The following is a 20,871-nucleotide window of genomic DNA, read 5'->3' as shown; positions in this document are numbered from 1 at the left end:
TATATAGTACAATCAAAAACAAATCTACCCTTATTTTTCATGTTATTCTCTCGAAAATAAAAAGGTGTTACACTAAACACCTAGTCCACATGAACACAGGGGTAGAGTAAAGATATCTGGCATTTGATTATGAAACAACTCGTTATCAAGACAGATACAGAAAAAAGAAAAAGGACTAACCCTCAACCTTCTGGTTGAAAGATTAGTCTTGGTTTACCCACGTTTTTCATATCGCTCTCTTAATTCTGTGAGGGTGGCTTGGATCTCGGGCAGCCAGGTTTCGTCAACTTCGGATGTTGATAAAGCTACTCCCTCTCCTTGCAAGACTTGAACTAGATTGGCTAGATAAGCAGATACCGACTCCACGGAAGCTAAGTCCTGAAGGCTCCCCATACTCCCCTTTTCCACGAGCGGGTGATTCAATCCGGTCTGTCCCCCTGTGGCGATGTCATAGAATTGACGTACAAGCTCCGCTCGTTTTCTCCCTTCCCCTTCCACAACAATAAACGCCTGTACCACAAAGGCCTTCGTTTGCCTGCGTTGAGCAATCCCGCAAAACTTTTTCCCTTGAATACTTAAATCAAAATCACCCGGACAATACGAGCCCTCGACTTCTCCCTTCTCTACGAATGGCCCTAAACTGTCACGAATCAGCTGAAACATCTTCTCGAAGTCCTGATTAAAATCCAGCTTGGCCGTTGGATTCGGTAAAATAATCGAAAGATTAACCACCCCAGGGTCTAACGGCACCGCCGCTCCCCCGGAATTCCGGACCGTTACTGCGTACCCTTGCTTCTCTAACTCATCCATCGCCTCCAAAGCATAAGGAAGCTTACGATCCCGAAGTCCCAGTACAAACGCTTTTTCATGCCGCCAAAGGTGGAATCCAGGCGCTGCAAGTCCTTGCCCTACCTTTCGCGCCCACACTTCATCTAAAGCAAAGGGATAGAGAATATCCCCTGTATACATTTTCATCGTTGAATCAAGTAAGGTTAAATGGTTCATTGTTGTTTTCCTTTCTGTTCTTAGGGGTGCCGGACCGCTCGGTTGAGGTACCGTAAGCCCGCGTTTCGTGCCCTGAACTGGGTTGATCGCTCGGTTAAGGTACCGTCTGGCTCAGGTTTTTTTCAAGGTTTTGGGTAATGGTAGTCTAGTTTTTTATGAGTGCTATCTAAACCTTCGTTTAAAGCCTTCAATATGAAGTTGATTTTTAGTAATTACGCTGTTTTATTTTACTAGCTGATTCTCAGACCCTATCGCTCGAGTCCTGCTCTGGATGGTTACGAAACCCCCAGGCCAGGAGGGCTTGCCCTTCTAGCTATCGTCTCCAATGAAAATTTCCTGCTTTCGCTTTTCTCTCAAATAAAATTTCTGATTTGCTCACATACCTGGAACAATTCCAATTAGCCAGTTCACTTTGATCACGAAACCGACCATTTTGCTCCCATACCGGTAATGATTCCAAGACCTCGTGATTCTTTTTTTGAGGTTTGGAGTGATTTTGGACTACTTTTTCTAAGAGTAATCTAAACTTCGGGTTAGAGTCTCTGATTTTAAGCTGCTTTTTTAAGTAATTCCGCTTTTTTTATGATCCTGTCCGTCCTTGGACCCTATAACTGGCGTCCGGGTCCGTTTGGTCACGAAAATTTGGTTTTGCTCACGGAAAGGCGGCCGATGCTCACGAAAGGATGCCGTTTGCTCCCATACTTGGTACAATTCCAAATAACCAGCCTGCTTTGATCACGAAACCAAGCGTTTTGCTCATGAACCAATAATGATTACAATTAACTGGAGGATCTCTTTATGTTTTTTCGAGGTTGAGAGTGATTTCGGTCTACTTTTTCTAAGAGCAATCTAACTTGGGTTTAGAGCTTTCTATATCAAGTAGTGCTGTTTTTTTTATCTACCATGCCCATACCGGGTTCGGATGCACACGTAATTTCTGATTTTCTCACTTACCAGGTGCATTTCAAAATAACTTACGGTACGGTACGCTATCACGAAACCCCAGGCCTGGTGGGCATGCCCTCCAGGGCACCGTCTCCAACGAAAATTTCCTGCTTTCCCTTTTCTCTCTAAGGGGATCTTCATATAAATCGGTAATGATTCCAAGAAGTTCGAGCAACTAGGTACCGCAAGCTTGCGGTTCGAGCCCTGAACCGCGCAGATCGCTCGATTGAGGTACCGCAAGCCTGCGGCTGGCTCAGGTTTTTTCAAGGTTTTGGGTAATTTTAGTTTAGTTTTTATTATGATGCTGATGTTTAAGTAATTACGCTGTTTTATTTTCCTGGCTGATTCTCAGACCCTATCGTTCGCGTTAGGTTCCGAATGCTCTCGAAGAGGTACCCTCTCCAATGTTTAACACCAAATAACAGCCCTCTCCCAGGCGCAGCCTCCAAATAAGCCAGTTCCCGCCCTTGCTCCGTAACTTTAGTTGGTATAAATTTTACCATCTTTACGAAAAATACCCTTATGTTCCATGCGATAATAAGGAGGATTTTACCGATGTTAGGCTTAAAAGTACATTCCCTGCTTCTCTGTGCGCTAGTCTTCACGCTTGCGGGCTGCCAAGCAGGAACAGCTCCGGATGGAGCTCGAACGCAAGCGGAGTCGACAAGGGGCGCTTATCAGCAGATCGGGTACAATTCAGTCCTTTCTACCCATGTCGAAGCGGTCAGCCAACAAGTTAATGGGGTGGATGAGGCGGTCTCTGTCGTCATGGGCAAAGATGTCTCGGTTGCACTTAGAGTGTCGGGGATTGACCGTTTTCGATTAAAGGGGATCAAAAAAGAAGTTTCCACGAAGTTGAAACGGGACTTGTCTGATCGTTATACCATTCATGTTACAACAGACAAAAAATTATTTCGAGACCTTGTCAACATTCAAGGCAAGTTGAACCACGGCCAAGGGAAACCGAAGGAGCTCATGAAGACGTATAAAAAAATTAATGATGATATGCACGGGTAACCTCTTCTTTGCTATAGTTAGGGTAGAAGAGGGGGACTTGCGATGGGAAAAAAAAGAAAAACCTATTATCTTGAAGAAGCCACTATTCAAAAAGTAAAGTATCACGCTCAGGAACAGCAAATAAGCGAAAATGAAGCCTTTGAACAAGCGGTTCTTATTTATGAGCAATTTTACCGCAATGCTGAGCAATACGTTGCCATCCCTAGATTATACCAGCCACTCCTTCTTGAAGCTGTCGATCATATGATATATCAGAGTCAACGGATGATGGAAACCCCCTATCCTGATGCCAATCTGGCTCAACAGGTTCAAGAAAGCCTTCGTGCGCGTATAAACTATCTTTTTGAAATTCGAGAAGTACTCAAGAACAAAGAAGACTGAGACCACGATGTCTCAGTCTTCTTTGTGTTGCTACTGTGGAGTCGTGGTTCCTTGTGAAAGCGATTCAGAAACCCAATGAACGCATTGAGAAACGATCATCCCGCCGCTCATCGCCATTGCTACATTTACCGTCTCCCAAATCTCCTCAGCAGAAACACCCTTGTGAAGAGCTTCGGTTACGTGGTACCTTACGCAATTCTCGTCACGATGACTCAAGCTAATCCCTAACGCGATTAGCTCTTTGTTGCCTTTGCTCACAGCCCTCTCTTCAAAACAAGCTCCTGTAAATTCATTGTACCGATCAACCACATGCGGCATGATGTGGTGCAGCTCTTGAATGCCGGATTTGTACTCGTCTTCATGTTGCAAGCTCATCATCGATCACCCTCTTATTGTTTTTCGTAATTTGCTGGTGTTTCCTCCTCCATTCCATCCCCTTTATAGCGAATCGGGTCAGCACCCGGATCCAAACGAGGAAGTCCGTCATGGAGTCCTTCAGCTTCGTAGCCGAAGCGCTGTTCGTTTTCTTCACCTGTATCCCATCCTGAGCTTTTTCCTAACTTTTCGGTTAGAAGTGTACTTCCGTAGGGTCCTTCCGGAAACTCTTCCAAAGTTCGCGAGTGAAGGTGGCCTTGTTCAGTGGATAACAAGGAGTATTTTTCACCATCTGCCATTGTGATTCCCTCCTTTACGTTGAAAAGTTCCTTTCCCTATTATCGTACCCACGGCGGAACTTTCATCACTTGAGAAAAACTGGGATCCACAAACCAACTACAGTTATACGAAACTTATACATTCTAAAAGTTGTACAACTCATGTACACCCTACATCTACTTTGTTAGTGAAGTAGTTTTTGTTTGATCTCAACCAAATTCTCAATGCGTTGAAGCATTTTCCAGTAGTCCCAGTCAGCCTTCTCGATGCTTATTTTTTCAGGCCTTAACGCTTCTACGACGTCCGCGCTTTGATACCAGTCTTGTCCGCCAGGGGGTTCGTGGTGGACATCAGGCCAAACGACGAGAAGACTTGGACTATAGATTTGGGGACGGGGCGGCGCATGAGTTTCAAGACGCGGAACGTAGGGATGGTCCAAGTTCTTGGATAAAACAGAAGAAAAAAATCGGGGCCAATAGTCTTCACGTGAGCCTGTATGAGGCTGCATGGCACACCATGCCCGTACACCCGGAAGCACTTCTTTGGAGAATAACAAGGTATAAAGCTGTTTGCCAAGCTCAATCCGGTCTTCAAGCTCAGGAAAAGAATGCACATGTCTGCCATATAAATGAATACCCGTGCTTTTCTGAGAGGGAAAGATGATCATGCATAAATTCAGCCAATCCTCGAGGTAATACTTGATATCGTGGAGGATCGGAGCGGCGTAGGTCTCTCTTTTCAACACTCTCGACTCGATATAATTTTGTTCATTGATAATGAGGGATATCGTGATCCGCTCTCGATTCCGATGCTCCCAAAAATCCTGCCACATGACTCTCATAAAAGTGGAAACTCTGAAGCTCTCCAAGAGATGAAAGGAGCTTTCATTTACCTTTTTACAATGCTCATATAGCAACAGCTGCGGATAGGCATCTTGAAAAATCAGCCAATTCGCTCGTTCTAGGAATCGGAAATAATCCTCTCTTTCCTTTTCCTTAAGCATACGAGAACACCATTCGCCGCGAATATCGGTCATACTCCAGCCTGCATTTCGAGATACCATATGAGCCAGTAAGGCCCACTCTACCTCAGGATTTCTCTTATAGATCTCCCAATACGCTTGCGTCCGTGTGATATTATTCCGATTCAGCTGTTCAGTTTTACTCTTTATTTCCTGAACGAGTTGTTCTTCCTCTGGACTAAGCTTAACAGGACGGGGGTCGAATGCTTCAAGCCGTTCTTTGATTTCGGGATGCACAGGAAAGAGCCACGAAAACCAACTCAACCTTCTTCTCTCCTTCCATCGAAGTATCGTAGTTTATAGGTTGAGGATGGATCATCCATCCTATGCATCCAAATCCTTCTGTTATATAATGAATTTTATGTAAACTAAAACGGTTAAAGGAGAACGTCCTTATGAACTTTGAACCTTTTTCAAGCTTTGTCAAGAAAGATCCATTCCAACAGCTTGATGAACCGGTTCGGCTCCTGGTCCATAAGCTGCCCGGTGAAGCGCAACAATACCTTGCGGATCTCATCGCCGAAGAACTATCTTTGTTAACAGTTAAAAACTATGTCTATGATTTGAACCTGCTTTGGGACTTTTGCAAAAATGAGGGGATTGGTGACATTGCGGAGATTGATCATGCCCTGCTTAAGTCTTTCTTTCAGTATTTAGCCAATGGATATGAACGCATTGTTTACACGAAATTGATGAAGGCTGACCCAAAAACAGGGGAAATAAAGGAACAATGGGTCGAGAAGCGTTATTTCCGCAAAAACTCCTTAGCCGGTGGGCAAGCCAGAAAGGTTTCTACCTATAACTCCTTTTTTGACTATCTTCTTCGCAACAATGCGATTTCTGTCAACCCCATGAAGGAGCTGGAAAAGAAAAAAGCCAGTAAGCGCGGAGGCTCCAAGCAGCAAAGTGAACCGATGTTTCTGACCTATCAGGAATGCCTGGACTATTTGGCGGCTATCAATAAATATTATGAAAATAGAGAAGAGGATAAACGCTTCAAGTCGGAGCTTGAAATTCGTGATCGTGCCATTATCCTGCTTTTCCTCAACTCCGGTCTACGAGTTTCGGAACTATGCAGCTTAAACACGGAGAGTATTCGTCTTCACCGCGAGAATACCACCCTTTCCGTCTTAGGAAAAGGCAAGAAAAACCGCACTCTACACGTTAATGAGCAAACCTTTCTGGCGATTAGCTCCTATCTGGATGCACGTCCTAAAAAAATTCCAAAAGAGCATCAACATGCGCTTTTTCTCAATCGAGATCATACTCGTATCAGTCGAAAAGCCGTCTACGAGATCGTGAAAAAATATGCCCGGGTCGCCAACATCGACGAGACCTCCGTCAGTAAGCTTTCTCCACATAAGCTTCGTCATACCTTTGCAACCCTCCTCTTACAGAATGGAGCAAATATTAAAGTGGTTCAGGAGCTCTTAGGACATGAAAATATCTCCACCACTAATATTTATGTTCATGCCGTGGATCGAGAGAAAGAAGCTGCCATCTCTTCTCTCAATCGATTATTTTCGACGGAGTAAGACAAGTTAGTTAATCGACTAATTAAAAAGATGCATTTTTCTGACGAATCACACCAAAAGAAAGGAGCACTCCCTATAAAGGATGCTCCTTTTCTTATTCTCGTTTATTTCACTTTAACGACGTTGGCAGCTTGAGGTCCACGGTTTCCTTCGACGATGTCGAACTTGACTTGTTGGCCTTCTTCAAGGGTTCTGAATCCTTCTGTTTGGATCGCGCTATAATGAACGAATACATCTCCACCATCTTCACGCTCAATGAATCCGTATCCTTTTTCCGCATTGAACCATTTAACTTTACCTTGCATGCTTGAATCCTCCTTAGGGCTAATAATTAGTGCTAAAAAGCGGACGATTGACACTTCTTCAGCCCTAAACTGAGTGCAAGCAGATCGGCTTTAAGAATTGTTTTAACCACTTTCAAACACCCTCGCGTTTTGATCACTTTGAGAAGTTCACTTCTCTGCTGATAGTCTATGCACGAGAATGGAATTGGTTAGTATCTTAATTCACTTCTTTTAGTCAAATAGCGGGAGAAGGAAACAGCGGCCTCAGCACGAGTGACCTGCCCTTGGGGAACAAACTTCCCGTTTTGGACTTCCACAATCCCCAGCTTCGAAGCAAGGATGGCAGCCCCAATATTTTTAATCGTATTCGCATCTTGCAGGTCATTGATAAATAAATTGTCCATCTTGGCCAGGTTCTCAAAGCCTAGGGCCCGGATAATGAGAGTGGCTAGCTCTTCTCGATTAATTTTTTCGTTTGGATTAAAGGCGGCTTGGTTTCGGTCAATCCAATTTCGATCAATCGCGTGCTCCACATAAGAGAAGTACGGAGAATCTTTTTTGACATCCGAGAACGTCGCTGTTCTTGCTCCATCATACCAAATGCGATATCCGTTGTTTTCAACCAAGACTAGCATTTTCACCAGTTCTCCCCTGGTAATCTCCTCGTCTGGCTTGATCATCCCGTTATCCACGTCAAACACATTGTAACGCAGTAAGGTTTGGAGCTCTTTTTCTGCACGATGGCCGCGAATATCCTTCACCTCTGTCACTTCCACCACCGCTTGACCGGTTTCCCGATTCGTCCACTTGCTTGTCACTGCATCAAGGAAAACGGATTCGCCAAACTCTTTTAACCGAGGCTGGTAAATCAGCATGGCTTTCTTATTCGGCTTGACTGGGGTTCCGGGGTTCATCACCGGCTTTTCTTGCGGCAGCATATAAATTAACGGGATTTCTAAACGGGCCATGTACGCGGAAAGGGCCTCTTGCGGTGAAATATAGTTCTGTTTCGTTTCTGGGATGGTCAAATTTTCTCCATGGAACCAGTAATGGCTGACATCACCCGTGAGTGCATCAATATTCACGTTGATCCCTCCATGCTCAAGCGAAATCCCATTCACCTCACGGATAAACATGAACGAGTGGTATCGCGCTTGAGCTTCTTCATAGGGGGACGGAGGCATTTTTTGCAGATAAAGCTGGTGGGCAATATCCGGGTGCAAGGTTCTCATGAGTTCCATCGCCTTCTGCTGCGCTTGCTCTCTTTTTACCTTGGCATCGACTTTGGCCGCGCCTTCTTTTTCCATAATCACGTGCTTTTCATTGCTATAGTTGAGTACTCGGCCCGTCGTCGCGTCTACAGCCGCCATGGACCAGCCGGCTACCATTCCTTCATTGCGAGTCTCCCAGTTAAATTCCCATACCGAGGTTTGCGTTTCTCCCCATTGTTCTCTAAACGAAGAACGAATCATGCTGGCATCCTTAGGCAACGAAAAATGTTTCTTCAAGATCTCTAACGCTTGCGCTTCCGTGACCTTCCCTTGGGTCAGTTCACCGAGCTTCTTATCGGATACAGGAACGCGAACCGTATCGGCTTCATTGATAACATCTCCCCAGATCGTAACCAGCGCTCCGTCCGTCGCCCGAATGTAAATCGGTTCATGATAATAGTTGGCGGTTTGAGGCAAATAGCCCACATAGGTCTTTCTTTCCGATATCGGTCCCCATTGAGGCAGAAGCTTGAGGGACAGCTTGACCTGATCCTGATAAAGCTTCACGGCTTGTTCTTGGCTCAGCAGCTTTTCTGGTTTAGGGAACTCCAAGTCGTCCTGCCAGCGGTAACCGAAATTGATCATCTGTCCATCGCCGTTGATCGTAATGCGGATCTCATTTCCTTCAAAAGGAATACCGTTGACCAGACGCTTATAGATCAGCGGATATTCCACATGCCCATTTAAAGGCGGCTTCGCGATTTGCTCGAAGCGATCGTCATAAATGAGTTGGCCAGCTTTGTCCGGGTAGTGCTTTTCGATATAAGCTTGGGCAATTTCCTTCGCACGAGTGATATCGGTTTTGGGTGGGTAGCTTGGTTTCGAGTTTTGGTTGTTATACACTTCTACGTTTAATACGTTTCCAGTTGCTGCATCGACGACCACTTGGGCATGCCCATACTGAGGCGGCGTTTGTCGATCCCAATAGATAATCCAGGCTGCCGTCTGGTTGCCCCACCAATTGGAATGGAACTCCACGTTGCGCTGAACAAAATCTTGAGGAATCGGCACCGCTTTTTTAGCAATCTCTAAGGCTTGCTCCTTGGATATCTTGGCCGCTTCCATCGCTTTCGTGTCGGAAATGACCTCAGCTGGCTTCGCAGGCATCGTCTCATTAGCGAACGCCGGAATCACGCCGCTGGTGAACATAAGGGTACTTGCTAGTAATATAGGAAAACCTTTCTTATGAAAGCTCTTCATCGTAATCATTCCCTTTCCAGGTAAAATGTTCTATTCACCCAGTTAGACGATGAGCCTTTAAGAAAGGTTTCAAGAGGATTATCGCAAATTATGACAAAAAACGAACTTTGCTATGCTTTAGAATTTTCCCATCATATTGGAAGGAACCCATCAGCACTTCTTCTCGCGCGATCGACGCCTGGCAGCATCCGCTACGATAGCGGTCGGGGTTGATTCGCTTCATCATCCCAAGTCCGCCCTTGCACTTCGTACAGGTTAATCGATAGGCTTTCGTCGGCAGTTTTACTGTGTTCGTCGAGATGGCTCCTACACGGCGAAGCTCTTGTTCAAACACTGGATGATGGTCTTGAAACGGCTGATTTTGAATAAATAGGTGATAATGGCACATTTCATGCAATAGGACGGCAATAAAAATCTCTCGATCAATGAATTGAGCCGCATACTTGCTCATTTCAATTTTCAGCGGTTCACGCTTCTTTCCTTTTTGATGAAACACGAACCGACCCATGGCACGCGTCAGACGGCCGTTCCAGACTACCGGAATCTGCAGGTCTACCTGCCAAAAATGCTGGGACAGCTTATTTGCTAACGCTTGAAGCTTTTCCTGGTCAAAGTCAATCTCTCGCTGTTGTGATTTCATAACGTGTCCCTTTTCTTCGCGGCTACTCCTGCGCTCAAGCAAAATTGCAGGGCTTCTTCTACGGGCGTGTCCACGAAGATCAACCGGTGCCGAGGAAGCAAGCGCAGCTCGCCGGATACCTGCAAGCCATGTGGAAAGTAGACTGCCACAAACTCCTGACCCAGTTCAAATTGATGAACGTCTTCTGTCGTGAGAAACCCAATTCGCATCACATCTTCTTGTTCTTTGTAGAGGACGACCTTGGAAAAGGCTCGCTTCTCTCCCGCTAACGAGGACATGGTTTGTTTGGTCATTAAGTATAAGGTCTTGACTACCGGGAACCTCGTAATAATCGCTTCTATCAAGGCGATCCCCTTTTTACCGATCCACCATTGACTAATGAAGCCGATTAGAGAGATAATCAATACGATATAAATAATACCGGAGCCTGGAAATTCGGGTAAAGGGATAAAGGAAGACAAAGAATCGAGCCACTGATAGACGAGATAGAGAACATAAAGAGTCAGCCCCAGCGGTACTATGACCATGAGGCCGCTTAATAGCACTTTTTTCACAATCATCCTCCTCTTCACCAATAGAATAGATTCTATTTATACGCATAGCACGATCACAAGTTTCACGGAGGGAACATACATCATGGAAGTTTATATCGGAAGTGTTTTGTCAGCCATGGCCACGGGCGTAGGAGCCCTGCCGATCTTATTTTTCAAAGAGGTCACGCACCGATGGCGGGATATACTACTCGCGTTAACCGCTGGTGTCATGATGGCTGCCTCGACATTTAGCTTAATACCCGAAGCTCTCGCACTTTCCAATCTGTTTGTTCTATGCTTTGGGGTGCTGCTAGGAACGTTTACGCTAACTCTACTAGAAAGGTATGTTCCACATATTGATCTAGAACATACGAGATTTAATATCGCCATGGATCAAAAGGCTTTTCTGGTCTTGGCTGCGATCACACTGCATAACCTTCCGGAAGGGTTGTCGGTAGGCGTCAGCTACGCCAGCGGTCACGATGAGCTAGGGGGCCTGATTGCCTTTGCTATCGGTATCCAAAATGCCCCGGAAGGTTTCCTGATCGCCTTGTTTTTAATTAACCAACAGGTCAGCCGTTGGAAGGCGTTTTTGCTTGCTTCCTTAACAGGAGCCGTAGAGATTGTCACCGCAGTGCTAGGTTATCACTTAACTTCCTTCGTTTCGGGGTTGGTGCCATATGGACTGTCTTTTGCAGCCGGGGCCATGCTATTCATTGTTTACAAGGAACTGATCCCCGAGAGCCATGGAGACGGCCATGAGAAAGCAGCTACCTTCTCCTTTATCATCGGTCTCTTGATTATGGTCAGCTTAATCCAATGGTTTGGATAAAAGGAAGGAAGGCCACACCCTGCGGTTACAAGGGTATGGCCTTTTTTCCTTTGTCTAGTCCTCTTCCCCAAATGCAGCAACGATCGCTTCGGTAAAAGCATCCTTTTCCCCATCATTGTAGCGATCAATGACTTGATCGAGAAATTGCTCAAACATGCTATTGTAAAAAGGAGAGGTGAAACGGGCTTTTTCCCCTTCTCCATAATGAAAGCTGATTTCATCGGGCTGGTCTAACAGATGTTCCCAGTCTTTTTTCGGTAAGGCGATATAAAATTCCCCATTAGCATTGCGTAAACGAAATCCGATAACCGGTTCTCCTTCCAGTACGCCTCCATCGAAATCCAGCGTCGCTTGCGTGGCACCATCCAACAGCTTCTTGAAATGCTCCGCTGCCTGCGGGACCAGACAAATGAGAACCGCTTCTTCCTCGGTCTCGTCGATTTTAACTTCCGTCTGTTGACTAATATGATAAATCTCCCATTCCATAGACGTAACTCCTTACACCATTTTATATAATTGTTCTATGTCTATGGTAATCTTCCCCACGCCGAATTGCAAATCCACCATAGACCTCAAGAGAAACCCGCGTTATCATAGAGAGATAGACCTAATGGCAAAGCAGGTATAAATGATGACTACTTTTCTTTATGACATATTCAAACGAGATGGACTTCTATCCAAGCGCATGCAGCCCTACCAGCCGCGCAAGGCTCAATTCCGCATGGCCAAAACCGTCTGGGAAAGCTTGTCTACTGCCAAGCACGGCTTAATTGAAGCCGGAACGGGGACCGGAAAATCGTTCGGCTACGCTCTTCCAGCGGCATACTGGGCGATGCAGGAGGAAAAACGAGTCATCATCTCGACCAATACGATCACACTACAAAACCAACTCTTGCAAAAAGAACTTCCTCTAGTGAAATCGATCCTGGCCGACATCGACCCGGAGTGGGGGGAAAACTTCCGCTATGAGCTCGCGAAAGGCCGAGGCAATTATATTTGCAAACGAAAGCTCGATCAGCTGATCTCAGAATCCTTGATGAAAGAAACCCCCTTTGCGGCGCTGGCCCAACAAGTCCAGCAAAACTTAGGATCCATGCGCCATGGCGATAAGGAAGAACTGCCCTTTTCCGTGCCCTCTTCTTTTTTCGACGATATTAAAGGAGATGCAGATGATTGCATGGGCAAAGAAAGTCCCTTCCACGACTCCTGCTTTATCCAGCAAGCGCGCCGGAAATTACAGAAGGCCCAGGTTATTGTCGCCAACCACGCCCTGTTCTTTACGGATCTGGTCCTGCGTAGCCAAGGGGCGAGCCTCTTGCCCGATTACGATTGCGTCATCATGGACGAGGCTCATCGCATCGAGGATCAAGTAACCAAGCAGTTTCAATACACCGTGAATTTAGACCTGTTAACCAATTTGTTTTACCGCTTCACCAGAGGTCGAACCCACTGGGCGCGGGGGGTAGAAGACCCCGAACTGAAGACGTCCATCGAAGCGAAATACGGTCAGCTGTACACGAAGCTGGCCGAAATCTTTGCTCCACTGGGAGAGAATCTCGCCTCCCGTGATCGCACGCAGTATATCCTGCAGCGGCCGATATTGGATCACTATCCCTTTGAGGACACGTTCAAAGAAATCATCCAGCTGATCCAAGATAAAAAGAATTTCATGGAGCTCGAACAAGGGGAAAATGAAACCACAGCCGGATTGGGGCGTTATATTGGCCATATCACAGCGATGGATCAGATGCTGCGGCATGTCCTCTTGCGATTGAAGTCCTCAGAATGGGCCACTTGGGTGGAGTTCACCCCACCTAAAAAAGAACCGTTAATCAAAGACCAGCTCTACTGGGCTCACTGCTTAACCTTGTGTTCCGCCCCGATTGAGATTGCGGATCTGCTTCGAGAAGAGTTATTTCAAAAGAAAACGGTCCTGTTAACATCGGCCACTCTCACCACTCAAGGAAACTTTGGCTTCGTCGCCCAACGGCTAGGCATTGACGAGTATGACACCTTTGATGCTCCTAGTCCCTTTAATTATGCCGAGCAGTCGCTTCTCATCGTACCAGATAATGTACCGGAACCGACTCATCGTTCCTTTGATTCATTCGTCATGGCTGCTATGAAGGAAATCTTGCAGCAAACCCGAGGGAGAACGTTTCTCTTGTTTACCTCCTACCAGCAGATGAATAAGGTTTATCAAGATCTTTATCCTTGGATGCTGAAGGAAGGATTAAAAGGGTTGCTGCATGAGTCAGGAGTTTCCCGGGAGCAATTGCTGATTGACTTTAAGAAGAATCCGCGGAGCGTCTTATTCGGTTGTGAATCGTTTTGGGAAGGGGTCGACGTCCCAGGGGATGATCTGATTTGCGTCGTGATGAGCAAGCTTCCCTTCCCGGTTCCGACCGACCCGATCACCAAGGCGCGAACCGATCGGTTAGAGTCGTTGGGTAAAAGCTCATTCGAAGAATACACGCTTCCCTTCTCCATTCTTCGACTCAAGCAAGGCTATGGAAGACTCATTCGCACCAAAAACGATAAAGGGATTGTGATCATACTAGACGCTCGGATCAACACCAAGCGATATGGAAAAAAGGTGTTGGAGAGCCTCCCAGAGAGCCCGCTCTCGACCCGCATTGAAGATGTCGCGTCGGCGCTGGAGCGGTTTAATCTTAAGGTGGAGTAGGTAGTTGGTGGGCCTGGGGATCCCGCAAATGGAAAAACTCCACTTATTCAACATAAAAGAGGTAGTATGTGGTTGAATAGGTGGAAAAAGTTCATTAAATTAGCTAGCTACCCATCAATATTGGGGCACGAAATCTGTTTAAGTGGATATTGTCCACCTATTGACTATCTCTAATGATGGTTTTTTGTTAATAGATGGACATTTTCCACTTCACGAAAGGGCTAGGAGACTTCTCCTAGCCCTCTTTACCGATCAACCTACCTCTCCATATACTCATATATCGCCTGCCCGATATGGGACATCGCTTCTCTCGCCTCTTTCGTTTCGAGTCCTCGTGAGAAGAAGCTGACCAGGAGAGCTCGTCCGTTGCGGTACAGGACCCCCGCATCATGATGGATACGAGTGACCATACCGGTTTTATGGGCAAATTCCCAGCTTTTTGGGCTGCCGGTGATTTCTCCATCAGGATCCGGATAGTTAGAGGGAAGAAAATCATTGAGTTGCTGCTTTTTCATGATGTCAATCATCTGCTCGCACGCATGCCAGGAAATGACCTTTTGAGTAACCAGTCGCTTCAATAATAGGGCCGTATCCCCTGCTGTCGTCTGATTACTCCCTTTCAGCGGGTAAGGAACCACTTGAAGCTTATTGTAGAACGTGGTGTTGTTCAGCTCTAGTTCTTTGATTACATCTCGAATTCGTTTTTTACCTACGAGATCGATGAGCATGTTGGTGGCTGTGTTATCGCTTTGGATGATCATCAACGTAATCACATCGTAGATTGAAAGTCTCGTGCCTGGTGTCATATGCTGAAGAACACCCGCCCCAGTGGTGATATCTTCACGACGCAGGACGAGGGTATCGGATAAGTTGAATTTTCCTTCATTAGCCGCTCCAAATACGGCCACCATAATATGAAGTTTAATCACGCTTGCAGCATAGAAGCGTTCCTCTGCATTCCAGCGATATTCTTCACCCGTCTGCAAATCTTCTAAAACCACTCCCCACTCTCCGCCTGCCGATTCGATCTGCTGCTTCACCTGGTCCACAAGTTGACTAAACATAATCTCTACACCCTTTCCGAGTTCAACATGCTCATAATGTACCATCCTATCCGAATAATGACAATGGAGGTTTAGTAGATTTACAAAAAGAACATTATGTTAACTAAGATCAGCGTTATCAAAAACTCTAGATTTATGGGTTGTTTTTGTATTAGGATATGGTTTCCCGGTGGGTTTGCTTTTGAAGTTTATCGACACTTAGAAACAGAGCGGTACTTCCCTACCTTTGATCACGAAACCCCCAGGCCAGGAGGGCTTGCCCTCCTGGCCACCCTCTCCAATGAAAATCCTCTTTGTCCGCGGTTTGGTCCCAAAGTTTTTTCGAGAAATGAAGTGATTTGGGTCTACTTTTTAGACTTGCAATCTAAACTTCGGTTTAGAGCCTTTCATTCCAAGCTGATTTTTTAAGTAATTCCGCCTTTATTTTTCGTCTATACCCTTTTTGGCCCCGAACACTCTCGCTCGCGGACGGGATGCTCACAAAATTTTTGATTTGCTCACGGAAAAGTGGCGTTTGCTCACGAGTTGGGAATGTTTGTTCACGTACCAGGAACCATTCCAGCTAATCTCGGAGGTTTGGTCACAAAACTCAATGACTTGCTCTCGAACCCGTAATGGTTACAATTAAGAGGGCTAGCTCGCTTTACTTTTTATCGGGTAGTGATCAAGCACCAACTTTAATGCCGGGGATTTTTATATAAAACCTACTAGGTGCTTACATTGCAAAAATAATTTCAAATATAGGAACTCCTGAATGTTTCCAAAATCAAGTAGTTTGTTTACATCCCAGTAATCATTCCAATTAAATCTTAGCCATACAACGCACCCTGAATTTTTTTAGATTTAACCCTCATAATGGACTAGGACCATCCGAATATCTTAGGTATATAAAACTATGTCGAAAGAGGGTTAGCCATGTTTAAACGATGGATCCTTGTGATTCTTCTTCTAGCACTTACATCTGGCGCTCTCCTGGCAGGGGGCGTCTTTTATATTTACCAAACGGTGGAGAAACTCGATATTCAACAGCTTTCTGTCCAGGCCCTTCCGCCTACGGTCTTTTATGATCAACAGGAACAGCCGCTGACCGAACTCACCCTAGCCAAAACCGAACCAATCGACTTTCAAGACATTCCGCAGCATGTCATGCAAGCGGTTGTGGCAACAGAGGATCGACGCTTCTATGATCACCTGGGAATTGATTGGATTGGAATACTGCGGGCAGGTTGGGTGAACTTTCAGGCAGGACAGGTGCTTGAAGGCGGTAGCAGCATTACCCAGCAGCTTGTGAAAAATGCGTTTCTTTCCTCGGAACGTACAATGGACAGGAAAATCCAAGAGGCTTTTGGAGCCATTCAAGTAGAACGGACCTACTCCAAAGATCAAATTATGACGCTTTACCTGAATACCATTTACTTTGGTGAAGGGGCTTGGGGGATTCAACGCGCGGCTCAAACTTATTTTGGAAAAGACGCTCGAGATCTGACGCTCGCCGAAAGTGCTTTATTGGCGGCCTTACCGAAAGCCCCTAATCACTATTCTCCTTTTAAGGATAGGGAACGCTCCCTTGAAAGGCGAAATCTAGTCCTTCGTTTAATGGAAGAAAGCGGCTATATTACTCCTGCCGAACGGACAGAAGCTTCTAAAGTACCACTGCCCGAAACGAAACACGATCTAAGTCGAAACATTGATCATCCGTCTTTTGTTTACCACGTGTTTCGTGAATTAAAACAACGTTATGACCTGAACGAAGATCAGGTCTGGAATGGTGGACTTAAGATCTACACCACCCTCGACCGCAGCTTACAGAAAAATGTGGAGAACATTTATGCAAATGATCAATTTTTCCCAGTCAGTCCCGATCAAGTTCCTGCGCAAAGCGGAGCGGCCATTGTGGATGTGAAGACCGGGGAAATCAAAGCGCTCATGGGAGGGAGAGGCGAGATGCCCTACCTGGGCTTTAACCGTGCAACGGACTTAAGAAGGCAGCCAGGATCTACCATGAAGCCACTTGTCGTCTATGGGCAAGCGCTTGAACAAGGCTTTACCCCTGCTTCCATGCTTTACGATCAACCGCTTAACATTGCGGGATATCAACCGCAAAACTGGGATCGGCGGTTCCGCGGGGAAGTTACTCTTGCCGAGGCGATCCATAAATCGTGGAATGTCCCTGCCGTGTGGCTTCTACATGAAATAGGGATCGATAAAGGAATGAACTTTGCAAGTAAACTAGGAATTCCGTTCGAAAAAGATGATCGGGTCCTCCCCGTGGCTCTCGGCGGCATGAAGCAAGGGGTTTCCCCTTTGCACATGGCGCAAGCCTACGCTGCCTTTGCTAATGGTGGCCTTTGGAACGAAGCGCACACCATCAGGTTCATTTCCGATTATGACGACCAAGATATAGCCGTTTGGGAACCTCAGCCTCATCAAGTGATGAAAAAAGAAACAGCTCACTTGATGACTTATTTGCTTCAAGGCGTCATCGAGAGTGGCACAGGTGCACGCGCAGCCATCAATCGACCAACCGCTGGGAAAACGGGAACGACACAGCTCTCCCCAGCCCTAGCCGCAACCACACAGGGATTAACCGATGCTTGGTTCGTCGGGTACACGCCTCAATTGGCCACGGCCGTTTGGGTAGGATACGATACTACCGACAAGAACCATCACCTCCCAACCGATGGCGGAAAATATTCAGCTGGTCTATGGAAGGCTATTATGGAACAAGCGCATAAAGACATGCAGCTCGCCGCTTTTCCTCCTCCTCCAGCTTGGAAGAGTCCAGTTGTCCCAGCAGCTAAACAAGTACAACAAGAGCAGCCGAAGAAAGAACCAAAAAACGAGAAAGCACAAAAGAAACAGGAAGAGAAAAAGAAGAAGGAAAATGAGAAGAAGAAGCGTAAAGATGACGATGATTAATGAATAATGGCTTCCATGGATTGGCAAACTAGGTTGGTGAACTTTGAACCTAGGAGGATTGACTGAAATGAAGCCAACAGGTTACAAGCCCATCCTCCCCAATCAGGAAGTCGAATTCGGGGAAGAAATTGCGGGAGATGAAGTTTTTCGGCTAAAAGTCAAATTATCGCAGGAGCAAAGCGATACGCTTGATCCAGCCAGCTATGTTCACCATGAATGGGTAGAAAAAGGCCCTGACCGCTATTCGCTGAAAGTCAAGAACATTACCGGTAGCCCCGTGTTTGTAGCTATGGGGGATGCCAACGAGTAAAAGATAAAAAGCCGTCCAATCGATTGGACGGCTTCTTCTTGCTTATTTTTCTTGCTTTACAGGCTTTCTCGGAACTTCATAGGGTGTTTCTTGGTAAACATAGTAGTTTAGCCAGTTTGAGAATAGCAAGCTCCCATGGGAACGCCAAGTCTGAAGAGGAGGCTTCGTCGGATCATCTCCGGGGAAGTAATTAACCGGCACTTGAATCGGCAACCCAGCGTGAACATCACGATCATACTCGGCCTTAAGTGTTAAGGGGTCGTATTCCGAATGCCCTGTGACAAAAATCTGTCGGCCATCCTTCGAGGCCACGATATAGATCCCTGACTGTTCGGACTCGGAGAGGATTTCCAACTCTTCTACCTTTTCAATGTCTTCTCTGCGCACTTCCGTGTGCCTTGATTGAGGAACATAAAAAACATCATCGAAGCCGCGAAGAAGCTTCGTATTCTTGACATTTATCGTATGAGGAAACACCCCAAACATTTTTTCTGGTAAAGGATATTTAGGAATGCCATAGTAATGGTAGAGTCCGGCTTGCGCCCCCCAACAGATATGTAGCGTGGAGGTCACGGATTCTTTTTTCCATTCCATGATTTCCTTCAGTTCTTCCCAATAGTTGACTTCCTCGAAGTCAAACTGCTCAATGGGAGCTCCTGTGATAATCATGCCATCATAGTACTGATCCTTGATGTCATCAAACGTCTTATAAAACGTCTCGAGATGTTCAGCCGAGGTGTTTTTAGAAACGTGGGTTTTTGGATGGATCAGGTCAATTTCAACTTGAAGCGGAGTGTTTCCGAGCAAACGGAGAATCTGCGTCTCAGTTGTTATCTTGGTCGGCATCAGGTTTAGGATGACAATTTTCAGAGGTCGAATATCTTGATGGTACGCGCGACTCTCAGACATCACAAAAATATTTTCTTTATTCAGAATCTCCATAGCAGGAAGATGGTCTGGAATTTTTATAGGCATAGTCTTCACTCCTTCACAAAAACAAACTGTAAATCCATTTTTATATTATATTTTATAGTAAATTATCTTCCTTTAACAGAGAAAAGTTCGGTTCTTAAATGTCTGCTACTAACTATAACAATAGTTCAGACTTGTGACAACTAGGACATCATGAAAAAAAGGCAATTCCAAGCACATCGCTATAGAATCACCTCTCATTACATATCTATGCTTATTTGATGGTTCGTATGAATTCGATGAAAGATTCCGCTAATGTTGGATGAACTGGAATGATTTCAACAAAGTCATCTACGGTTAGTTTTCCCTTGATGGCTACGGTAATAAGATGGATCAACTCATCTGCATCCTGACCGACAATGTGAGCCCCGACAAACAGACGAGTCTTTCGATCAACGATCACCTTAAAATGTCCTTGTGTTTCACCCAGTAAAATGGCGGTACCTGAATGGGCATAGGGTAGTTTGCCTACGGCTATATCAAGCTCTTCCTTTCGAGCCTCTTCTTCCGTTAGGCCCACACTTCCAATCGGCGGCGAAGTGAAAATCGCTCTTGTCATATAGCGATAATCTGGTTTCTCACGGTTTCCTTTTAGCGCATTTCGGACGGCTATTTTAGCTTGGTGAGCAGCAATGGGGGTAAACATGTAGCCGCCAATCGAGTCTCCCGCTGCATAGATCCGTTCGGAAGTTGTTTGTAAAAAGTCATTCACCTGAATGCCGCGTTCGGTATATTCCACCCCAGCAGACTCCAGCCCTAAGCCCTGTAGAGCAGGTTTTCTTCCGGTAGCGATCAATACGAGCTCCCCTTCTACCTGTTGATCTCCCCCGGGCCCCCGAACATGGACGACCTTACTTGACCCTTGGACGGTGATTTTTTGAACTTCACATTGCAAAAGTATGTCCATTCCCATCTTCTTGGAAACCTCTTGAATCACGGTCGAAGATTCCACATCCTCTGTAGTCAAGACCCGGTTCGCTCTTTGTAGGACCGTTACCTTCGTTCCGGCACTAGCAAAAACATGTCCAAATTCCATCGCAATAATGCCTCCACCCACAATGACCATGCTTTTGGGCAGCTTTTCCATAAACAATAACTCTTTGCTCGTAATTCCATGCTCTACGCCTTCAATAGGAGGCAGCACCGATTCCGAGCCTACCCCAATTAAGAAACGCTCGGCTCGGAATCGCTCGCTTCCCACTTCAATTTCGTCCGGGGACACAAACCGAGCCTCGCCCATTACAAGGTCTACCCCCATCTTCTCAAGATAGGGTCCTTTGCCACCGACAAATTTACCGATGAGGTCATTTTTTCGCTGGACCACCTGAGACCAATCCAAACTAGGCTCCTTAACAAAAATACCAAATTCCTGCGCTTTTTTAACGGAGTTCCAAATACTCATAGACCTTACCAAGGCCTTTTTAGGCATTCAACCCCAGTTTAGGCAGGTTCCTCCCACCCGTTCTTTTTCTACTAGTAAGATCTTGGCTCCAAGCGATTTCGCCTCCCGGAGACCATCGAACCCTACAGTACCGGCTCCAATGATAATCAGATCATAGTGCTTACTCAATGGGATCCCTCCTAAGAATACGGCATGTATAG

22 protein-coding genes are annotated in these 20,871 nt (G+C 46.0%); 7 read left to right on the top strand and 15 right to left on the bottom strand.

What is annotated here, in order from left to right; translation table 11 throughout:
• Nucleotides 1–213 precede the first annotated feature (213 nt).
• The 3 genes from EIZ58_RS13935 to EIZ58_RS33350 form a co-directional block, all read right to left on the bottom strand.
• Nucleotides 214–1,005: a lipoate--protein ligase family protein gene (locus tag EIZ58_RS13935; RefSeq protein WP_134701397.1), complete on the bottom strand. Its 792-nt coding sequence runs from the start codon at nucleotides 1,003–1,005 to the stop codon at nucleotides 214–216.
• A gap of 561 nt (nucleotides 1,006–1,566) precedes the next feature.
• Entirely contained in the window at nucleotides 1,567–1,722 is a 156-nt protein-coding gene (locus tag EIZ58_RS33355; protein ID WP_167577693.1) for a hypothetical protein, read from the bottom strand.
• A 177-nt stretch (nucleotides 1,723–1,899) separates the two neighbouring features.
• Nucleotides 1,900–2,217, bottom strand: a complete 318-nt coding sequence (locus EIZ58_RS33350; protein WP_167577692.1) for a hypothetical protein — start codon at nucleotides 2,215–2,217, stop codon at nucleotides 1,900–1,902.
• A 288-nt stretch (nucleotides 2,218–2,505) separates the two neighbouring features.
• Here EIZ58_RS33350 and EIZ58_RS13930 point away from each other — a divergent pair, with 288 nt between their 5' ends.
• Together EIZ58_RS13930 and EIZ58_RS13925 are read left to right on the top strand one after the other, a co-directional pair.
• Nucleotides 2,506–2,967, top strand: coding sequence for a YhcN/YlaJ family sporulation lipoprotein (locus tag EIZ58_RS13930; RefSeq protein ID WP_167577691.1), 462 nt, complete (start codon nucleotides 2,506–2,508; stop codon nucleotides 2,965–2,967).
• A 42-nt stretch (nucleotides 2,968–3,009) separates the two neighbouring features.
• The gene (locus EIZ58_RS13925) at nucleotides 3,010–3,348 is read left to right on the top strand and encodes a hypothetical protein (RefSeq protein ID WP_134701395.1); all 339 of its coding nucleotides are present in this window, start codon (nucleotides 3,010–3,012) and stop codon (nucleotides 3,346–3,348) included.
• A gap of 30 nt (nucleotides 3,349–3,378) precedes the next feature.
• On the opposite strand, the gene EIZ58_RS13920 is transcribed toward EIZ58_RS13925, so the two are convergent.
• From EIZ58_RS13920 to EIZ58_RS13910, 3 genes are all read right to left on the bottom strand, one after another.
• Nucleotides 3,379–3,723, bottom strand: coding sequence for a carboxymuconolactone decarboxylase family protein (locus EIZ58_RS13920; protein WP_240689084.1), 345 nt, complete (start codon nucleotides 3,721–3,723; stop codon nucleotides 3,379–3,381).
• Nucleotides 3,724–3,737: 14 nt separating this feature from the next.
• Nucleotides 3,738–4,022, bottom strand: coding sequence for a hypothetical protein (locus EIZ58_RS13915; RefSeq protein ID WP_205672203.1), 285 nt, complete (start codon nucleotides 4,020–4,022; stop codon nucleotides 3,738–3,740).
• 164 nt (nucleotides 4,023–4,186) lie between these two features.
• Nucleotides 4,187–5,287: a DUF2515 family protein gene (locus tag EIZ58_RS13910; RefSeq protein WP_167577690.1), complete on the bottom strand. Its 1,101-nt coding sequence runs from the start codon at nucleotides 5,285–5,287 to the stop codon at nucleotides 4,187–4,189.
• A gap of 131 nt (nucleotides 5,288–5,418) precedes the next feature.
• Here EIZ58_RS13910 and EIZ58_RS13905 point away from each other — a divergent pair, with 131 nt between their 5' ends.
• Nucleotides 5,419–6,558, top strand: a complete 1,140-nt coding sequence (locus EIZ58_RS13905; RefSeq protein ID WP_134701392.1) for a tyrosine-type recombinase/integrase — start codon at nucleotides 5,419–5,421, stop codon at nucleotides 6,556–6,558.
• Between the two features lie 104 nt (nucleotides 6,559–6,662).
• Here EIZ58_RS13905 and EIZ58_RS13900 read toward each other — a convergent pair whose 3' ends face one another.
• The 4 genes from EIZ58_RS13900 to EIZ58_RS13885 all read right to left on the bottom strand — a co-directional run bounded on the left by EIZ58_RS13900 (nucleotide 6,663) and on the right by EIZ58_RS13885 (nucleotide 10,507).
• Entirely contained in the window at nucleotides 6,663–6,863 is a 201-nt protein-coding gene (locus tag EIZ58_RS13900) for a cold shock domain-containing protein (RefSeq protein ID WP_134701391.1), read from the bottom strand.
• Nucleotides 6,864–7,051: 188 nt separating this feature from the next.
• Nucleotides 7,052–9,313 (bottom strand): YcdB/YcdC domain-containing protein, encoded by a 2,262-nt coding sequence (locus tag EIZ58_RS13895; protein ID WP_167577689.1) that lies wholly within the window; start codon nucleotides 9,311–9,313, stop codon nucleotides 7,052–7,054.
• Between the two features lie 88 nt (nucleotides 9,314–9,401).
• On the bottom strand, nucleotides 9,402–9,953 hold the full coding sequence (locus tag EIZ58_RS13890; protein WP_134701389.1) for a SprT-like domain-containing protein: 552 nt from the start codon (nucleotides 9,951–9,953) through the stop codon (nucleotides 9,402–9,404).
• Nucleotides 9,950–10,507 carry a DUF502 domain-containing protein gene (locus EIZ58_RS13885; RefSeq protein WP_167577688.1) on the bottom strand — a complete coding sequence of 186 codons (558 nt, stop codon included), beginning with the start codon at nucleotides 10,505–10,507 and terminating at the stop codon, nucleotides 9,950–9,952. The genes EIZ58_RS13890 and EIZ58_RS13885 overlap by 4 nt, the downstream gene beginning before the upstream one ends.
• Before the next feature lie 79 nt (nucleotides 10,508–10,586).
• On the opposite strand from EIZ58_RS13885, the gene EIZ58_RS13880 reads away from it, so the two are divergent.
• Nucleotides 10,587–11,318, top strand: coding sequence for a ZIP family metal transporter (locus EIZ58_RS13880; RefSeq protein WP_134701995.1), 732 nt, complete (start codon nucleotides 10,587–10,589; stop codon nucleotides 11,316–11,318).
• Between the two features lie 54 nt (nucleotides 11,319–11,372).
• On the opposite strand, the gene EIZ58_RS13875 is transcribed toward EIZ58_RS13880, so the two are convergent.
• Nucleotides 11,373–11,804, bottom strand: coding sequence for a hypothetical protein (locus tag EIZ58_RS13875; RefSeq protein WP_134701387.1), 432 nt, complete (start codon nucleotides 11,802–11,804; stop codon nucleotides 11,373–11,375).
• Nucleotides 11,805–11,949: 145 nt separating this feature from the next.
• Here EIZ58_RS13875 and EIZ58_RS13870 point away from each other — a divergent pair, with 145 nt between their 5' ends.
• Complete coding sequence (locus tag EIZ58_RS13870) at nucleotides 11,950–14,004, top strand: ATP-dependent DNA helicase (RefSeq protein ID WP_167577687.1); 2,055 nt, start codon at nucleotides 11,950–11,952, stop codon at nucleotides 14,002–14,004.
• Between the two features lie 257 nt (nucleotides 14,005–14,261).
• Here EIZ58_RS13870 and EIZ58_RS13865 read toward each other — a convergent pair whose 3' ends face one another.
• Entirely contained in the window at nucleotides 14,262–15,068 is an 807-nt protein-coding gene (locus EIZ58_RS13865) for a serine hydrolase (RefSeq protein WP_134701385.1), read from the bottom strand.
• Between the two features lie 915 nt (nucleotides 15,069–15,983).
• On the opposite strand from EIZ58_RS13865, the gene EIZ58_RS13860 reads away from it, so the two are divergent.
• Nucleotides 15,984–17,987: a transglycosylase domain-containing protein gene (locus tag EIZ58_RS13860; protein ID WP_134701384.1), complete on the top strand. Its 2,004-nt coding sequence runs from the start codon at nucleotides 15,984–15,986 to the stop codon at nucleotides 17,985–17,987.
• A 67-nt stretch (nucleotides 17,988–18,054) separates the two neighbouring features.
• Nucleotides 18,055–18,297, top strand: a complete 243-nt coding sequence (locus tag EIZ58_RS13855; RefSeq protein ID WP_134701383.1) for a hypothetical protein — start codon at nucleotides 18,055–18,057, stop codon at nucleotides 18,295–18,297.
• Between the two features lie 42 nt (nucleotides 18,298–18,339).
• Here the strand turns inward: EIZ58_RS13855 and metA are convergent, their stop codons facing one another.
• The 3 genes from metA to EIZ58_RS33345 form a co-directional block, all read right to left on the bottom strand.
• Nucleotides 18,340–19,272: a homoserine O-acetyltransferase MetA gene (metA, locus tag EIZ58_RS13850; RefSeq protein ID WP_134701382.1), complete on the bottom strand. Its 933-nt coding sequence runs from the start codon at nucleotides 19,270–19,272 to the stop codon at nucleotides 18,340–18,342.
• Between the two features lie 211 nt (nucleotides 19,273–19,483).
• Complete coding sequence (locus EIZ58_RS13845; RefSeq protein WP_167577686.1) at nucleotides 19,484–20,671, bottom strand: dihydrolipoyl dehydrogenase family protein; 1,188 nt, start codon at nucleotides 20,669–20,671, stop codon at nucleotides 19,484–19,486.
• A 27-nt stretch (nucleotides 20,672–20,698) separates the two neighbouring features.
• Nucleotides 20,699–20,869: a hypothetical protein gene (locus EIZ58_RS33345; RefSeq protein WP_255438302.1), complete on the bottom strand. Its 171-nt coding sequence runs from the start codon at nucleotides 20,867–20,869 to the stop codon at nucleotides 20,699–20,701.
• Nucleotides 20,870–20,871: the final 2 nt, after the last annotated feature.

This window comes from Ammoniphilus sp. YIM 78166, from assembly GCF_004522215.1.
Classification (GTDB): Bacteria; Bacillota; Bacilli; order Aneurinibacillales; family RAOX-1; genus YIM-78166.
Note: the sequence above shows the minus strand (reverse complement) of the source record. Positions and strands in the feature narration are given on the sequence as shown.

Coding starts and splice junctions, on each gene's coding strand:
- EIZ58_RS13865 (WP_134701385.1), bottom strand. CDS start 15,068: ATGTTTAGTCAACTTGTGGACCAGGTGAAGCAGCAGATCGAATCGGCA.
- EIZ58_RS13890 (WP_134701389.1), bottom strand. CDS start 9,953: ATGAAATCACAACAGCGAGAGATTGACTTTGACCAGGAAAAGCTTCAA.
- EIZ58_RS13930 (WP_167577691.1), top strand. CDS start 2,506: ATGTTAGGCTTAAAAGTACATTCCCTGCTTCTCTGTGCGCTAGTCTTC.
- EIZ58_RS13870 (WP_167577687.1), top strand. CDS start 11,950: ATGACTACTTTTCTTTATGACATATTCAAACGAGATGGACTTCTATCC.
- EIZ58_RS13935 (WP_134701397.1), bottom strand. CDS start 1,005: ATGAACCATTTAACCTTACTTGATTCAACGATGAAAATGTATACAGGG.
- EIZ58_RS13920 (WP_240689084.1), bottom strand. CDS start 3,723: ATGAGCTTGCAACATGAAGACGAGTACAAATCCGGCATTCAAGAGCTG.
- EIZ58_RS13895 (WP_167577689.1), bottom strand. CDS start 9,313: ATGAAGAGCTTTCATAAGAAAGGTTTTCCTATATTACTAGCAAGTACC.
- EIZ58_RS13900 (WP_134701391.1), bottom strand. CDS start 6,863: ATGCAAGGTAAAGTTAAATGGTTCAATGCGGAAAAAGGATACGGATTC.
- EIZ58_RS13905 (WP_134701392.1), top strand. CDS start 5,419: ATGAACTTTGAACCTTTTTCAAGCTTTGTCAAGAAAGATCCATTCCAA.
- EIZ58_RS13915 (WP_205672203.1), bottom strand. CDS start 4,022: ATGGCAGATGGTGAAAAATACTCCTTGTTATCCACTGAACAAGGCCAC.
- EIZ58_RS13925 (WP_134701395.1), top strand. CDS start 3,010: ATGGGAAAAAAAAGAAAAACCTATTATCTTGAAGAAGCCACTATTCAA.
- EIZ58_RS13875 (WP_134701387.1), bottom strand. CDS start 11,804: ATGGAATGGGAGATTTATCATATTAGTCAACAGACGGAAGTTAAAATC.
- EIZ58_RS13860 (WP_134701384.1), top strand. CDS start 15,984: ATGTTTAAACGATGGATCCTTGTGATTCTTCTTCTAGCACTTACATCT.
- EIZ58_RS13845 (WP_167577686.1), bottom strand. CDS start 20,671: ATGAGTATTTGGAACTCCGTTAAAAAAGCGCAGGAATTTGGTATTTTT.
- metA (WP_134701382.1), bottom strand. CDS start 19,272: ATGCCTATAAAAATTCCAGACCATCTTCCTGCTATGGAGATTCTGAAT.
- EIZ58_RS13855 (WP_134701383.1), top strand. CDS start 18,055: ATGAAGCCAACAGGTTACAAGCCCATCCTCCCCAATCAGGAAGTCGAA.